This is a genomic window from Desulfovibrio mangrovi (assembly GCF_026230175.1).
In the GTDB taxonomy this organism is placed as follows: Bacteria; Desulfobacterota; Desulfovibrionia; order Desulfovibrionales; family Desulfovibrionaceae; genus Halodesulfovibrio; species Halodesulfovibrio mangrovi.
The window spans coordinates 1072041-1087879 of sequence record NZ_CP104208.1 but is presented as its reverse complement, the minus strand read 5'-3'; the positions used below and the strand labels follow the sequence as shown (position 1 = coordinate 1087879).

Sequence of the window (15839 nt, the reverse complement as noted above, 5' to 3'; positions counted from 1 at the left end):
GAAACCGTGTCGCAGAAGACCGAGAGGATATATGTCCACGAGTTTGAATAACGTTCATAACGGTTGCGAGTCTGATGTGTTGCCGGAAGTGCTGCTCATTGACGACGAGGCAGGCATCCTGAAGGTGCTGAGCGCTTTGATTGCGGATATGGGCTACTGCGTGCTTCCTGCACAATCGGCTGAGGAGGCGTTGAACCTCTTGTCCGCACAGGCCATTCCGGTTGTGATTACGGATATTCGCATGCCAGGGATGGATGGAGTACAGCTGCTGCGCCAGATCAAGAAGCAGTGGCCGGATACGGAAGTGATAATGAGCACTGGGCATGCGGATATGGGATTGGCCATAGAGAGTCTGCGGCTGGGCGCCACGGACTTTCTGACCAAGCCGATCAATCCGGATCTGCTGGAGTTCGCCCTGCGTCGTTCCGTTGAGCGGGTCGTACTGCGCGAGACTGTGCGCAGGTATACAGAGAATCTCGAGAAGATGGTTGAACAAAGGACTCGTGAATTGCTGCAGGCCGAGCGCCTTGCGGCCATGGGGGAGACCGTTGCGGGTATGGCGCATGCCATCAAGAATATTGCCGGTGGTCTTGAAGGCGCGCTTTTTGTTCTTGAAAAAGGACTGGAGCTTAACAAGCGCGAATATCTTGAACAAGGATGGGGCATGGTGAAGCGGGATGTCACCCGCGTGCGCGATCTGACCATGAACATGCTGCAGCTTTCCCGTCCCATGGAGATTCGTCCTGAACCTATCGATCCTGATCAGCCGGTACGCGAGGTGGCGGAACTTCTGGCTTCGCGTATTCGTGAAGCGGGCGGTACACTCATGCATGCATCAGCCCCGCAGCCTGAGGCCATGCTTGACCCTGAAGCCATTCATGCCTGCATCATGAACCTTGCCACCAACGCCGTGGAAGCCGTTGAGGAAGCCATTCAGGCCGGACGCATAGACCATGGTGACGGCAGGGTGATTCTGCATACGGAATGTAACGGCGGGCAGGTGTGTTATGTTGTTGAAGACAACGGGCGCGGGCTTTCCGACGAGGTGTTCGCGAGCATCGATGACGGCATGTTTACCACCAAGGCCAGAGGCACAGGCTTCGGGCTTATGGCTACCCGTAAAGCCGCACGTGAGATGGGGGGAGAGCTGGTGCTGGAAAACGGTATTCAGGGCGGGGTGCGTGCCACGTTGCGCCTGCCGCTTAAACCGAAATAAATGTCAGTCTGGTTCTGATAAGAAAAGCAGGGCGGAAGCGTGCAGCTTCCGCCCTGTTCCTGTTTCATGGGGCTGGTATGTTCCTGATCGGCTAGGCGTTCGGCATGAGCTCGATCCCCGCCGGTTCCGTGCTTTGTTTGGCATCTTCAGAAAGGCGTCTGGGCATGGTGATGGTAAAGGTGCTGCCCTTGCCTGTCTCGGAAGCCACGATAATCCTGCCTCCGTGCTGCTGCACCACCTGATTGGCCACGAAAAGGCCGATGCCTGTCCCTGAAGAGCCCTTGGAGGAGAAAAAGAGGGTAAAGAGCTTGTCGCGGGTTTCGCGATCCATGCCCACGCCATTGTCCCGGATAGTGAATTCCACCTCGCTCGCGGTGCCATGGACGGCAAACCGGACAAAGTGCGGTTCGCGTCTGCGCGAGGCGGTGCAGGCATCCACAGCGTTCTCCAGAATATTCACCATGGCGGCGGAAAAGGCTCCGGCGTCCGCTTCAAAGGTGCCGGCATCCGCAGCCACCTCCAGCGAGAAATCCACGCCCGCTTCCTTTGCCTTGGGCTCTACAAGTGCAGCCACATCTTCGGCAAGGCGCGAGGCCATGACCACTTCCCACTGCAGGGCGCGTTTCTTGGCGTAGTAGAGGATGTCGAGCACCATCTTACGCAGGCGTTCCACAAGGAGGCGGATATCCTGATAGCTGTCCTTGATGCGTTCCGGGTTGCTCTTGTCTATGCCGGAGCCGAGACGGTAGACGCCCCCGTCAAGTGCGGTGAGCAGGCCCTTGATGCCGTGGGCAGTGGAGCCGAGGAGCAGGCCGAGGTTGGAGAGTCTGTCTTGCAGGGTGCGGAGCTGCGTGATGTCCGTTGACATTTCCATGACTTCTCTGATCTGGCCGTTGGCGTCGCGGATGGGGGCGGTCCAGACCAGCACGTTGCGCTGTTCGCCCCGGCGTGAAGTGACCACGGTTTCGAACTGGTGCGGCTGTCCGTCCTCAAAGGTCTTTATGACGGGGCATCCGGCGCAGGGGGTGGTTCTGTGGGCATAAACCTCATAGCAGAAACAACCGGCTGTCTCATCAAAATCGTCTCGGAACAGGCGGTTGCTGGCCACGATCTTGAGGTCGCGGTTCTGCACGCTGATGTAGCAGGGCGATTCCTCGAAAAGTTGCTGATACCGGTGGCGTGACAGGCGCAGTTCTTCCTGCAGTCGTTTCACTTCCGTGATGTCTGCAGCGATTTCCAGCACCAGTTCTATTTCGCCATTGTTGTCCAGAATGGGGGCTGCGTTCACGATGACGGGAATATCCTGCCCATCCTTGTCGCGTACGAACTCCTGACACCGCTGCCCCTCTCCCGTTTCAATGACCTTGCGTACGGGGCAGGCTTCGTCGCCGCCGCCTTTGCAGTAGGGATATACGTCCCAACTCCGGGCGCCGATGCCGGAAGCAAGGCGTTCCTTGTACAGTGGGTTTGAGGCGATGATTTCCATCTTGGCGTTATGTACGGCAACAAAACAGGGGAGCTGGTTGAACATGCCCTCTGCGCCGTCGATGGAATTGCACAGGGCGCGCATGCCGTCCGCAAAGCCCTCCGCCACCTGCAGGGCGGCAAGCTGCCGTTCCTGTTCGATGAGCCGCGCAGCCTGTTCTTCAACCATTTGTTCAAGGTTTTCGGTGTGCCGGTTCAGGCTGGCGCGCATGGTTATGCGTTCATGCGCGCGCTTGAGGGCTATCTCAAGCACATCGTCATTGATGGGCTTGGTGATGAAGTCGGTAGCGTCTTTCTTGATGCTCTGGATGGCAAGGTTCATGTCGCCATGGCCGGTGATCATTATCACCTCGGTTTCCGGCGATGTCTTTTTGATGCGTTCCAGCAGGTCTATGCCCGAGAGTCCGGGCATCTTGATGTCGGTCAGGACAATGTGGGGGCGTACTTCTTCGAAGACGCGCAGGGCCTCTTCGCCATTTGCGGCGGTGTGTACGCGATATCCCATGTCTGCCAAGGAAAGTCCAAGGACAGTGCGGATACCCTCTTCGTCATCGACAAGCAGTACGACATGCTGCATGGAACCCCCTGTGCGCGAGTTGGAATGGCTGAGGAGAAAAGTTCTGCGAGTACAGCTAGTTGATTCCATACCCCGTTTGTGGGGAATGGGCAAGGGGAGGAGTCGGGCGCCGCTTGTAGCGGCGCCCGATTGGTACATGAGCCGTTTATGGCGGTTCAGGCTGCGCCGGAGTCTAATCGTCCTTCAGGGGCACCTTTCCCGTGCTGTCCTTGCTGTTCAAAGTCTCTCTTATGATTTCGAGCAGCTGGTTGGGATCAAAGGGTTTCTTCAACGAGGCAACCGCGTTGCGGATGGCCAGATGAATTCCCGAAAGGCCGCTTATGACGATAACCGGCATTTCCTTGAACTCTGGTTCCTTGGTCATCTTGCGGTAGAAGCGCGGGCCCCATTCGTTGGGCATTTCAAGGTCCAGGGTAACGAGGTCCGGCTTTTCCTTTTTCAGAAGCTCCAGTCCTTCCGCCCCGTCCGAGGCGGAGCATGTGGCGTATCCGTTGTCGCTCAGGATATCCACGAGGTATTTAACGATGTATGGATCGTCGTCTATGACAAGGATCTTGTGCGGCATTGCTACACTCCCTGAGGTTTCCTTAGCCTGTTTTGGTATCGTGCGGGGGCAGAGGCTGGTCCACCAATCCGCGAACTACTTCCAGCAGCGGCCCCGGTCTCGGGGGCTTCTCCACATACGCTTCGGGAGGGGGAAGCTCTCCCGCTGCCAATCCTATCATCTTCAGTGCGTGGGCGAATCCCTTGGCTGCCACCGCAGAGAGCATCACCACGGGAATGTCCCGCAGTTCAGAGGTTGTTTTCAACCCCTTGTACATCTCAAGTCCTCCGCGTTCCGGCATCATCACATCAAGCACGATGCACGCCGGGCGCTTGGTGCGGGCCTTTTCCAACCCTTCCTTTCCGTTGCGGGCGGCTATTACCTGATAACCGCCCGTTTCGAAGAGGGTCTTCAGAAAGAGCCTGAAGCTGAGTTCATCGTCCACCACCAGAATACAAGGCCCACCCATGAGCACCTCCGAGGTTGAGGTGTTCCGGGCGCTATGCGCGCGCTACACTGGCTACGGGACAGGCGGAACGAACCACCACCTGTTCCACCGTTGAGCCTATGGAGGCCTCTTCCGGTTCCACTTCCTTGGTGTGATGGGCCATGATGATCAGGTCGGCCTTCTTTTCCCGAGCGAACTTCAGGATTTCAACATAGGGCGTTCCTTCCCATATTTCCACAGCATAGTTGTCGTAGTCGCCCAGCTGGGAGATGTAGCGTTCCTTGATCTTTTCGTGGGCGCGTTCAATGTGCCGCTCTATGTCTGCCTGTCCCGGGAAAACGCCGAGCTTTGCGCTCGTGATATCGAAGGCATGGAAGATATAGAGCTTGGCGCCGATGGTCTGCGCCGTGCTGTTGGCGAACTTGAAAGCCTGGTCGGCTGCCTTGGAGAAGTCCGTGCAATACACGATGTTGGAGAAGAGGTTCCAGCAGGTGGTGCAGGGACGGTTGACGATGAGCACCGGCGACTTGGCGAGGCGGGCCACCTTTTCCATGGTGCGTCCTACGATGGAACGTGCTCGGGCTGATTCGGGGTCGTCGTCGCGGGTGTTAGCCCCCATGACGATGAGGTCCACATCTTCCTTGCGGGCGAAGCGCAGGATTTCCGTTGCCGGAACACCCACGGCCAATTGCATGGTAGTTTTGTCGCCATATTCTTCGAATTGTTCCGCGTAGGTGGTGCGGACTTCTTCTTCAACCCATGCCCTGTAATCACCATCCACGGCTTCGTCTTCACCGGAACGCAGGTCGCGTACCGTAGTGCTGAAGCCCCTGCTGGGAACGCCGAGCACGTGGAACAGATACAACTTCGCGCCGTTGCGCTTTGCGAGGTCAAAGGCGACCTTGGCGGCGTTGTCACAAGCCGGGGAAGCCGATGTAGCGAACAGAATCTTCTTAAACATACGCTACCTCCTGAGGCTGCATTGTTGAGAACCGCCCTGAAAACCCAGTTCCCATGCGATTCCTTCAATTATTTCGAATAGGGAGAACGTGGTGTCGCACTCCAGCATGCTGGTCCGGTCGCCGAAGACCACATGGCGCAGTCGGCCGAGCCGGATGGGCATGTCGAGGAGCATGTTCAGACTGTGAAAGCGTATTTCGCCGCTTCTGGGGGCCATGCCCTCGTCTGGGAGCATGCCGCGGAAAGTCGTGAATACGTTCATGACAGGTTCTCCCGGGGCTCCGGTAAGTTCCACGGTTTTAGCAAAGACCAGTTCCGTGAAGTCCGGTGTGGTACATCCGTTTGACGGGCAGTTGTTTGCTTCGGATGCGGCTGCGATGAGAAACTGACTCATGCGTCTGAGGTCGGGATAACGCTCGGTCAGCGTAAAGAATGACCTTAGGGTGAAGCCTTCTTCCAACTGCACACGGCTTCCCAGACAAGGGAGGATGTCAGAGGCCTCCTGCCTGTGCTCCCGAATGTCTCCGGCATGGTGCTCAGGCTGTCCGCTCAGCAATCTGCCGTCTCTGGTGAGTGTTACCGTATCCATATGCCTTTCCTGCCGTCAGGGTCATCAGGGATGACGATTGTCGTGGCACCCGCTGCAATGCGTGGGGCCGCCGTTGTTTGCCTTGTGGCAGTTCATGCACTGCCGGTGGTATGCCCGCCGAAGCGGTGTTTCCTTGCTGCTACCCTTCGCACTGTGGCAGTCCGCACATGCCGTGCCTTCCGAGGATTCTTCGGCCACGAGCTTGCCGTCGGCTCCGCTGTGGTGGCAGGCGATGCAATTGTCTTCCAGATTCGCCTTGGCGTTGTGTTCATCATGGTTGAACACCGCTGCCGGACGTGTGGCCGGCTGCAACGCATCCGGTCGCAGCTGCTTCATTTCCTCCTGCGCCGATACAGGTGCGAGACTGAGGCCGAGCACCAGAAGCAGCAGGGAAGCCAGCAGGGCAAGTATGTTGCGTACACGCTTGTTCATGGTGGTCTCCTTTACGCTATTCCGGTTCCGGCTTTTCCATCAGTTCATAGATCAGGTCGCCGAGGAACTTGGTGTGAATGCCGAGTTGATAATGATGGATGATGTCTTCAAGCCCGCCGTGGCAGTTGTGGCAGGGGGCCACCACAACCTTGACGCCCGTGTCACGAAGTTGGTCTGCCTTGATCCTGTTGCCTTCAAGGCGCACGCTCTTGAAGGGCGGTCCGCAGTTGATGACACCGCCGCCTGCTGCACAACAGAAGTTGTGCTCGCGGTTGGGTGACATCTCTACAACTTCCTTGCACAGATGGCGGGTGACCTCGCGCAGTTTGTCCATGAGGCCGCGACCGCGGATGATGTTGCAGGGGTCGTGAATGGTGACCGGTTCCTCAAATTGCCTTGTCAGGCGGATCTTGCCTTCGTTGAACAGCTCCCAGAAGTATTCCACGGAGTGTACTACGGGAACGGGGTGGTTCTTCCAGCCTAGCCAGCGGTTGCCGACGTCGTAAACCGAGCGGAAGGCGTGCCCGCATTCGCCCATGACAATGCGTCTGACCTTCAGCTTCTGCGCCGCTTCAAAGTGGCAACGCTTGAGCCTGCCCATCATCTCGAAGTCGCCCGTGAACATGCACATGTCACTGTTGTCCCAACCCGGCGTGGAGGGCATGGTCCAGTCCGCCCCCACATGGTTGAGAATGGCTGCGGCCTGATAGATGAGCTGGGTGCGGAACTTGGGTTCCGGTGCGATGACCGAATAGAGTATGTCCGCGCCTTCCACATCCATGGGAATCCGCAGGCCGGGGAACTCGTCACGGGCTTCGTCTTCCTGCCACATCAGGCTGTCTACCCACTCGTCTTCCTTGACCCACATCTGGTTCATGGTGCCGGAGTGGCTGTGCGCAGTATCCTGAATATACATGGGGGTGACGCCCAGCTTGTGGCAGATGCGGCGCACGGTGCTGATGATATAGCCCGTGTCCACGCCGATGGGGCAGTAATGCACGCAGCGGCGGCAGAGGTTGCACTCCGTATAGGCCAGCTGGGCCATGCCGTACACCTCGTCGGGAGTAAGGCGGCCATGCTTTCGCAATATGAGCCCCATGGTCTGTTCCACCTTGCCTACCGGCGAATAGCTGGGCTCCATATCATGCGAGATGCAGTAATGGCAGGCCTGTGCGCACATGCCGCATCGCATGCAGGTTTCGCTGTACGCCTTGAGCCGCGCACCGGTTTCACCTTGCAGAACGCTGTTTATGACCTGTTCAATGCGGTCCGGGGTGAGCGAGGCGGTAGCGCGGTTAAGCTCGGTATCCTCTATCTTTCTATCCAGAATGGACATTTCATACCTCCTGTTGTGCTGCTACCAGTCCTGTACGTGGCGAACCGCACCGAATTCCGACGCGATATAGGCGCGGGTGAGCGGCTGGAACAGGGCATGCGAGAGGCGGGTGAAGGGAATGGCTATCAGCATGGCTTCACCACTCAGCACATGCAGCAAGGTCATGATCTGTCCATTGCCGAACTGCTGCGAAGCGAGGAAGCCGGTAACAAAAGGAGCCGTGGCAATGCCGAGGGCCAGCCAGTCCTTGCCGGTGGAGACATAGCGGACCTGTGCGTTGGTGAGTCTGCGGTGCACGAAGAAACAGCATGCGCCGATGACGATAAGGGTCAACACATCAGAGGCTGTCTGCGGCAGGGCAGGGAAGCTGATGCCGAAAGCATAGTCCCACAGCACTTCATGGGCTGGTGTAAAGAGCACCAGCGTGAAAAGGCATGCATGGAACAGGAACGTTGCCGTAGTGAGTGCCGGATTCTCCTTCCAGCCCAAGGTTGCAAAGGGGGTAAGCCACCTGAGAATGGAGCGCAGGGCATGCGGCAGGCTCATGTAGCTGATGAATGCCGCTTCTTTCTGCTTGGCCAGCTGTATCATGGACCATATCCGGTAGATTGATCCGCCGATGAAGATGGCAAAGGACGCCCATGCAAGGGGGCCGGTCACGAAGTTATAGAATGTGTTCATTTCCTGCCTCCACGGTTATCGGGGTACATCCGCCACGATGCGGCGCAGGGTGTTGTTCCGCATGCCGCGGATGAGCACCTTTGACCCGTCGGGGCTGAAGGCGGGGTCCCATACCTTGTCGAACTCACCGTTCACATGTCTGTCGTTGACGATAATGGCGTATTTGCCGTTGATTCGAACGCGGGCGGCAACACTTCTGCTGTCTGCGCTGAAAACGGGCTTCCATGCCATGTCGTAACGCCCCTGCCATGCCTTGCCGTCCAGCATGATGTGCCATGCCTTGTTGTCATGGTTTCCGAGGGCTGCGGCGCGTGTTCCGTCCGGGGAGAGGGTGAGGTCGGTGACGACGGGGGCGGTGATGGTCCACGGCTTTTCATTCATGGCAACGGTGAACCTGCCGTATTCGGGGGCGACAACGGCATAGAGCCTGCTGCCGTCCGGCGAGTATTGAAGCTGCCAGCAGTTGAAGTAGCGGGGCTTCCAGAGCATGTTGCCGTCTTCAGCAACGCCCCACTTGCCGCCCTGTCGGACCGGAGCAGCCACGGAACTGCTGTTGGGGTGGAAGCAGGGATTCCAGACGCATTGGAAGTGGATGGGCCAAGGGGTGCCTTCCACTGCAATGGTGTAGTCGTAAAGACTCAGTCTGACCTGGGCCGCCACTCTGTGGGCGTAAGGGCTGAAGACGGGGTCCCACGCATTCATGAATGTGCTTTCCCACGCCTCGCCGTCCACGGCCACGGTGTAGATACCTTCCCTGAAGGTGGAAAGGTCGGCTTGTCCCAGCGACTTTACCTGCACCACGGCAGCGCTTCGTTTGCCGTTGGCGCTCAGGGTAAACCCGTTGGCGTTTTCATAAAGGTTTTCCCACGCGGTTCCGTTGACGGACATGCCGTATTCCATGTCCTGCTGAACTGCCGTGGCAATGACGTTCCCCTCTGCACTGAACTGCGGGTTCCAGATGAAGCCGTAGCGTTCTTCCCACGGTTCCCCGTTTTCAGCGAGGGTCCACTCCTCATCCTGTTGTACGAAGACACAGTACCGCCCATCCGGCGAGAAGCAGGGCCTCCAAGCCTTCTCGAACGTGTTGTCGAGCACGGTGTCGTTCATGCGCAGTCCGAATTCTCCGTCATCAATGCACACGATGGCGGCAGCGGTTTCACCATCCGGCGAAACCTGAATTTCTTCCTGCCATTTATGCTCCTCCATGGGAGCCAACGATTCCGCGACGACACGCTCTCCGCTTTCCCAATCCCACGAATCGGAAAGTTGCATGCACGCCTCCTTGTTGCACCACTTGATACACAATGTTGTATCTTCAAGGTATGTTAGTCGCATGTGGTCGCATGTGGCATTTTGCTGCACGCGACTAACTCTATCTTGCAAGTATAGTTATCACAACATCGCATCTCGTAAAGGTATTTTAATTATATAGTAGGAGAGGTGGTGGGTATAAAATAAATACTACAAATCAGGTATTGTATTATTTCACTTGAATTCGGCGTCTTATGCGAAGAGAGTTGTGTTCGTTATATTCAACCTGTTAAGTGTTGTATAAAGCGTACCGTCGTGGTCTGGAATGATGCGCAAAGGAACTATTAGTATACCAATCTGGTATACAATAGTATTGCATTGTCTATAGTGCTGGGAGTGAAGGGATTATTGTTTGTCTGCGTGCAGTTCAGAAAAACAAAAAGCCGCACAAGAGTGCGGCTTGGAGGTGCGGTGGTGCGCCCGACAGGAATCGAACCTGTGGCCTACGACTTAGGAGGTCGCCGCTCTATCCAACTGAGCTACGGGCGCACGCCAGGCCGATTGGAGCTGGCCTGTACAAGAGGCTTGGATATGTAGGTTATTGCGGAAGCGGTGTCAAGGCATGGGCTTTCCGCTAAACAATGTCTCCCGTTTTGTCAGCAGGTTGCGACAGGATACCGTGGTGGTCGCGCTTGACTTTTGGCAGGGCTCATGGTTCCAGAATCTTCATGACGAATATCGTTCCAGAATCCGCGAGGATCGGCTTGCTACAGCCTGCCTCCGTCAGGGGAAGACTTGCCCCTTCGCCGACAGGGTATATGCATCTTGGCAATGCGTGGTCCTTTCTGTTGTGCTGGCTTTCCGTCCGCAGCAAAGGGGGAACGCTGGTTCTCCGGATGGAGGATATTGATCCCGACCGCTCCCGTCCCGAGTATGTGGACGGCATTATGCGCGACCTTGAATGGCTGGGACTGAACTGGGACGAGGGGCCGGATGTGGGCGGACCCTATGGTCCGTACGTGCAGAGCCAGCGGTATGACCGGTATGAAGAGGTCATCCGCCAGTTGCAGGAACAAGGGCATGTCTATCCCTGCTTCTGCACCCGCAAGGAGCTGCGTGCCCTTGCCTCGGCCCCCCATGCAGAGGACTACGGCGCAGCCTACCCCGGCCTGTGCCTGAACCTGACGCAGGCGGAAAGGGAAGAACGCACGGCTCAGGGCCGCAACGCAGCCCTGCGTCTGCACTGTGGCGACCATTCCCTCGGGTTTCATGATTTGCTTCGCGGAGATATCTGTCTGACATGGGAAGAGTGCGGCGGTGATTTTGCCGTGCGCCGGTCTGATGGCGTTTTTGCCTATCAGCTCGCCGTTGTCATAGACGATGCTGATCAGCATATTACGCAGATCGTGCGCGGGGACGATATTCTGCATTGCACCCCGCGTCAGGTTCTCATCTATCACCTTCTGGGCAAACCGGCTCCTTCCTATGCCCATGTTCCTCTTGTTTTCGACCATGAAGGGGAACGTCTTGCCAAACGCCATCACCACTTTGAGCTGCGTATGCTTCGCGAGGCGGGGGTCCGGCCCGAGGCTGTTGTCGGCTATCTGGCGTTTCGTGCCGGTTTGCAGCCCGAACCGGCACCAGCGAGACCGGAGGCATTCAGCCATTCGTTCATGCTGGAAAAGGTGCCGCCGGTACGTGTCGTACTTGAGCAAGATATCATCAACGTTCTTTCATCATTATAGGCTGTTGGCAGGCCGGGCAGAGTATTGGTTGCCCGATGGGAAGGGCGGGTTTCTCCTTGCCGTCTTTGCCGCGTCATGCTAGCCAATGTTTTCCGGCAATCGCGCGTCGGTAATATTGTTTGAAAAAACAGTGCGTTCTCTGTGTTAAGAGGGGATTGCGCCAGGGAGGCATGTATGGATTTTGAGCTGATTTTTACGCGAGAGAAGTTGGATGTGCTGTTTCCTCAGGAGCGGACAGACGCCTTTTTCGATGCCTTGTTTGGCGGCGCAGAAGATGGTTCCTATGATATTTCGGTAGATTTCGTGAAGGGAAATGCCAAGGAGGCACAGTTCGCCTTTGTGTTGCGCCAGCGCCCCGGCAAGTGTCTGGCATGCAATCTGACCTATGGGTTGCCGCAGGTGTTCATGAGGCATCCCATCATCAACCTTAAAGGGTTTGTTGAATCCGTTGCCCGCGAATTGCAGACCGATCCCGGTGCCATCAAGTATGAACTTGGCCCTACCAGAGAACAGTCTCGCGAGATTCACACCATTCCGATCTACATCCGTTTCAATTAGCAGATTATCTTTAGTGATACATAAAAAACGGCACCCGAAGGTGCCGTTTTTTTATGGGGTTATGCCGTGCTTTTTAAGAAGCTCATACAGGTGTCCCCGAGATACTCCTGTTATTTCAACTGCGGCGGGTATGTTGCCGGAGACATGCCGGAGGACATCCTGCAGGTATTGAAATTCTGTGAGCTGCCGGTGTTCCTTGAGCGTTGGAGGAGCCTGTGGCGGCGCAATCGGAGACATGACTTCTGACAACTGTGCCGAGGGCGTGGGGCTGACTGGACGCATTACCTGCGAAGTTGACGAATTGCCGTTTCTGCCGGTTGCAGTGCGGGCCACCTGAACGCGAATCTCAGTGGGAAGCTGACGGGCGAAAAGTACCGGATCATCGATGGAAGCTGTGCACGCGCGGTCAAGGGCATGTACAAGCTCACGGATGTTCCCGGGCCAGTCATAGGTTGCGATGGCCTCCAGAAAGTCATCTGAAGGCACCTTGTTGCATACGCCGTAGCGAGTACAATGCTTGTCCAGATAATGCCCGATGAGCAGGGGGAGATCCTCCTGCCTTTCACGCAGCGGGGGCAGGGTGATGGTCATGCCGCGCAGGCGGTAGAGTAAGTCTGCACGGAACATGTCGAGTCTGACCATTTCATGCAGATCCTTGTTTGTCGCGGCAATGAGGCGGAAGTCACTCTCAAGCTCCAGCGTTGCCCCCAGGGGCCGAAACCTTTTGGTTTCCAGCGCCCTGAGAAAAGCCCCCTGAATATGCAGGGGCAGGTCGCCGATTTCATCCAGAAACAGCGTGCCGCCGTGGGCCAGCTTCAGAAGACCTTCCCGGCTTCTGTCGGCACCGGTAAAGGATCCCTTCACGTGACCGAACAGTTGGCTTTCCAGAAGGGATTCCGTGATGGAGGCGCAATCCAGCGTGACAAAAGGTCGGGCGCTGCGCGGACTGTTCTGGTGTATGGCTCTCGCAAACAGCTCCTTGCCGGTGCCTGTTTCGCCCTGCAGCAGCACGTTGACACTGGTTGAGGCAGCTTCCTTGGCAAGGCTGATGGCTTGTTGCAGTGCAGGGCTGTTGCCGATGATCTCCGGTCTGGAAAAGGCCTTGAGGTTGTTGGCGTTTTCCTTTTGCTGACGAAAGGCAAGGGCCCGTGCGAGAGACAGTTTAACCTGATCAACCACGAGCGGCTTTTGCAGGTAGTCCCACACACCATGACGTACGGCCAGCTCCGCACCGTCCGGATCACCAAAGCTGGTTATGACGATGATTTCAGGCTGTGATGGCAGTTGTTTGAAGGCAGACAGGTGCTCCAGCCCGTTACCGTCAGGCAGCAGAACATCCAGATATACAATGTCGCAACCGGTTTCCCGGGCCAGTGCGAGACCTCCCGAAATGTCTGGGGCGGCGTGTACCTCATGGTCCATGCTTTCGGCAACATCGCCCAGCATCGTGCGTACCATCAGCTCATCATCAACAATCACTATTCTAGACATCAGAGTTGTCACCTTCGTTCAGGATGGAGAGTATGTATTCCTGTAGTGGGGGGAGGAGTTCAAGCAACGCTTTAAGGGCAAAATCTGCCTGCACATCCTGCTTTGAACACAATTCTTCAATTTGTTTTGCAGATTCGAAGAGTTGCGACGCATAAAGCATGGCTGCCGAATTCTTGATGGCATGTGCAAGACGCCGTGATTCAAGCCAGTCCCGTTGCTGCACGGCAACCTGCAATTCGGTGCACCGGGCAGGGACTTCTTCGAGGAAGGCCGAACAGAGTCTGAGCAGGAGCCTTTTGTTATCTCCCATGCCGACCAGTGCCTTGTTCCGGTCCATGGGTGGAGCAGGGGAATATGGGACTGATGTTGGGGGGATAGTACTTGCCTGCAGCGGCGTGTTGGGCTCCCCCTCACTGACCACAGCGGTTGAGCCGGGCTGATCTGTTTCTACGGTCGCCAAAGTCAGAGTATCTGGCGAATGTGCCACCGAATCAGGGAAGATGCTGCACAGGGCTGCGGCAAGCGATCTGGACGTCATGGGCTTGCTCACATAAGCGTTCATGCCGGCATCAAGAAAACGCTCCTTGTCTCCTTCAACGGTAAATGCGGTTACTGCAATAACGGGAATATCCTTGGGAATGTCCGGATGCATCCCGGAGCGAATGGCTCGCGTGGCTTCCACCCCGTCCATTTCCGGCATCTGAACGTCCATGAGTACGACGTCATAGTGTGTCTTCCGCAGTTCGTTCAGTGTCTCCTTGCCGTTTGAAACCACCTGAACATCGTGTCCAAAGCCTGTCAGCACATCTTTCAGATAGGTTCTGTTCAGCTGGTTGTCGTCAGCCGCAAGAATTTTGAGACAAGGCAATTCATGTGATGCCGGGGGCTGGGCTTCGGCCGGAATCTCGGTATCGCAAGGAGAGAACAGGGCGGTGAAAGATATGGTGCAGCCTTTTCCGGGTAAGCTTGAAACGGTGATGGTGCCGCCCATCATCTCCACAAGCTGTCTGGTGATTGCCAGACCGAGACCTGTTCCCACATGACCTTTTGTGCGTGCCTCAGTTCCCTGCGTGAAGCTTTCGAATATGGCCGAATGCTGGCTTGGATGGATGCCCATGCCTGTGTCGCTGACGGCAAAGGAGAGAACACATCCTTCCGGTGTCTCTTTCACCAGCGTCACCGAGATGGTGATGCTTCCTTTTTCAGTGAATTTGACGGCATTGCCGAGAAGATTGCCGAGCATCTGTCTGAGCCGGAAAGCGTCTCCCACCAGCGTTGCCGGAACATCCGGCGCTATGGATGATGAAAGGGAAATGCCCTTTCTGTTGCATGAGAATTGGACCACCTTCATGGAGTTCTGCACAAGCGCCGGGAGAGAGAACGGAGCTATGGTCAGTTCCATTCTGCCAGACTCAATGCGAGAAAAGTCTGTAATATCATTAACAATATCGAGAAGGGTTTCGGCGGAAAGCTGGAGCTGAGCCGCGTATTCTGTCTGGTCAGAGGTCTTGGCATCGCGGTGCAGCAGTTCAGCCATGCCGATGATGCCCGTAAGCGGCGTGCGCATGTCGTGGCTCATGTTCGCAAGGAACATGCTTTTCATCTGGTTGGCCACTTCCGCCTGTTCGCGTTTGCGCATGATCTGGAATGTAGAGGTGCCGATACCGATCAGGCCCACAATACCGATGAGGAAGTAGCCCATACCCATGCGATTGATATTGTCCTGCCCTAATTGAAGGAGCGGGGCGGCTGCAATGGTAACACTTATGCCCCCGCGCACACCTCCAACCTTGTCTTCCGGTTCCTTGTGGCAGTTCAGGCAGGCTTTTGTGGCAACAAGCGGGGCCATATAGCGGAATCGGGCCTGTTCATCCAGTTCGTTAATGAGTTGGAAATCTTCCTTGTCTCCACTATCAAATTTTTTCAGCGCATTGTGTTCCCACAAGTCCGGGGCGTTATTGGGGCGCAAAGGCCTTAAGCTCGTGATGTGGAAGCTCACCCCTTCATTGTCCGACAGAATCTCGGAAATCTGTCGGGTCATGTAAGCCGGATTAATTTTGGTGAGGCGTTCGCCGTTGGTGGTGACCAGATCGCGGTTGGGATCATCAAGGTAGGGGTTGGGTCTCACGCCATCCACTTCAAGGACATACACACCGCCATGCGCAGCGTTCCACTGTCTGGTGGTAACAATCTGCATGAAAAACGCCCGTGCCTGTCGCAGGGCGACATCGTTGACGTGTTTCTTTTCGCTGATAGCACTCCAGCTGAACAGGGCGAGCAGTAGGAGAGTCCAGACCAGGAGAAACAGGCCGGGCAGAAAAGGTATCTTCTGATGTAAACGCATGGTGGTATCCTGCTCAGATAATTGGTTGTCAGGAATTTATGACAGCACTTGTCAGGAATATATGACTACTGTGTCATAAAAATATGACACATGTTCTGAAAATGGTCTATCTGGTTATATTATTATATATATCATGCTGATAATATGGATAAAATTTCTTGCTTATCCTGTTTGGTTTCTGG

General features: G+C 56.1%; 14 protein-coding genes and 1 tRNA gene. 3 read left to right on the top strand and 12 right to left on the bottom strand.

Annotated features, from left to right (window positions below; translation table 11 throughout):
* Nucleotides 1–31: 31 nt before the first annotated feature.
* Nucleotides 32–1216 (top strand): sensor histidine kinase, encoded by a 1185-nt coding sequence (locus tag N1030_RS04985; protein ID WP_265828070.1) that lies wholly within the window; start codon nt 32–34, stop codon nt 1214–1216.
* A gap of 91 nt (nt 1217–1307) precedes the next feature.
* Here the strand turns inward: N1030_RS04985 and N1030_RS04980 are convergent, their stop codons facing one another.
* The 10 genes from N1030_RS04980 to N1030_RS04935 form a co-directional block, all read right to left on the bottom strand.
* Nucleotides 1308–3278, bottom strand: coding sequence for a hybrid sensor histidine kinase/response regulator (locus tag N1030_RS04980; protein WP_265828069.1), 1971 nt, complete (start codon nt 3276–3278; stop codon nt 1308–1310).
* Between the two features lie 172 nt (nt 3279–3450).
* Complete coding sequence (gene divK / locus N1030_RS04975; RefSeq protein WP_265828068.1) at nt 3451–3843, bottom strand: DVU0259 family response regulator domain-containing protein; 393 nt, start codon at nt 3841–3843, stop codon at nt 3451–3453.
* A gap of 22 nt (nt 3844–3865) precedes the next feature.
* The gene (locus N1030_RS04970; RefSeq protein WP_265828067.1) at nt 3866–4291 is read right to left on the bottom strand and encodes a response regulator; all 426 of its coding nucleotides are present in this window, start codon (nt 4289–4291) and stop codon (nt 3866–3868) included.
* Nucleotides 4292–4322: 31 nt separating this feature from the next.
* Nucleotides 4323–5231: a universal stress protein gene (locus N1030_RS04965; RefSeq protein ID WP_265828065.1), complete on the bottom strand. Its 909-nt coding sequence runs from the start codon at nt 5229–5231 to the stop codon at nt 4323–4325.
* A 3-nt stretch (nt 5232–5234) separates the two neighbouring features.
* Nucleotides 5235–5819, bottom strand: coding sequence for a hypothetical protein (locus N1030_RS04960; RefSeq protein WP_265828063.1), 585 nt, complete (start codon nt 5817–5819; stop codon nt 5235–5237).
* 24 nt (nt 5820–5843) lie between these two features.
* Nucleotides 5844–6251 (bottom strand): acidic tetraheme cytochrome c3 TmcA, encoded by a 408-nt coding sequence (tmcA, locus tag N1030_RS04955; protein WP_265828062.1) that lies wholly within the window; start codon nt 6249–6251, stop codon nt 5844–5846.
* 16 nt (nt 6252–6267) lie between these two features.
* Nucleotides 6268–7587: an electron transfer complex ferredoxin TmcB gene (tmcB, locus tag N1030_RS04950; protein ID WP_265828061.1), complete on the bottom strand. Its 1320-nt coding sequence runs from the start codon at nt 7585–7587 to the stop codon at nt 6268–6270.
* Nucleotides 7588–7608: 21 nt separating this feature from the next.
* A complete protein-coding gene (tmcC, locus tag N1030_RS04945; RefSeq protein WP_265828059.1) occupies nt 7609–8268 on the bottom strand; it encodes a TmcC family electron transfer complex membrane anchor subunit in 660 nt (219 codons plus the stop codon).
* 15 nt (nt 8269–8283) lie between these two features.
* A complete protein-coding gene (tmcD, locus tag N1030_RS04940; protein ID WP_265828058.1) occupies nt 8284–9540 on the bottom strand; it encodes an electron transfer complex subunit TmcD in 1257 nt (418 codons plus the stop codon).
* 451 nt (nt 9541–9991) lie between these two features.
* A tRNA-Arg gene (locus N1030_RS04935) sits at nt 9992–10068 on the bottom strand.
* A gap of 179 nt (nt 10069–10247) precedes the next feature.
* Between N1030_RS04935 and gluQRS the strand changes: the two genes are divergently transcribed.
* Together gluQRS and N1030_RS04925 are read left to right on the top strand one after the other, a co-directional pair.
* Nucleotides 10248–11264: a tRNA glutamyl-Q(34) synthetase GluQRS gene (gene gluQRS / locus N1030_RS04930; RefSeq protein WP_265828057.1), complete on the top strand. Its 1017-nt coding sequence runs from the start codon at nt 10248–10250 to the stop codon at nt 11262–11264.
* A gap of 174 nt (nt 11265–11438) precedes the next feature.
* On the top strand, nt 11439–11822 hold the full coding sequence (locus N1030_RS04925; protein ID WP_265828056.1) for a pancreas/duodenum homeobox protein 1: 384 nt from the start codon (nt 11439–11441) through the stop codon (nt 11820–11822).
* A gap of 51 nt (nt 11823–11873) precedes the next feature.
* On the opposite strand, the gene N1030_RS04920 is transcribed toward N1030_RS04925, so the two are convergent.
* Both N1030_RS04920 and N1030_RS04915 read right to left on the bottom strand, forming a co-directional pair.
* Complete coding sequence (locus tag N1030_RS04920; RefSeq protein WP_265828054.1) at nt 11874–13313, bottom strand: sigma-54-dependent transcriptional regulator; 1440 nt, start codon at nt 13311–13313, stop codon at nt 11874–11876.
* Nucleotides 13306–15657, bottom strand: a complete 2352-nt coding sequence (locus N1030_RS04915; protein ID WP_265828052.1) for an ATP-binding protein — start codon at nt 15655–15657, stop codon at nt 13306–13308. The genes N1030_RS04920 and N1030_RS04915 overlap by 8 nt, the downstream gene beginning before the upstream one ends.
* Nucleotides 15658–15839: the final 182 nt, after the last annotated feature.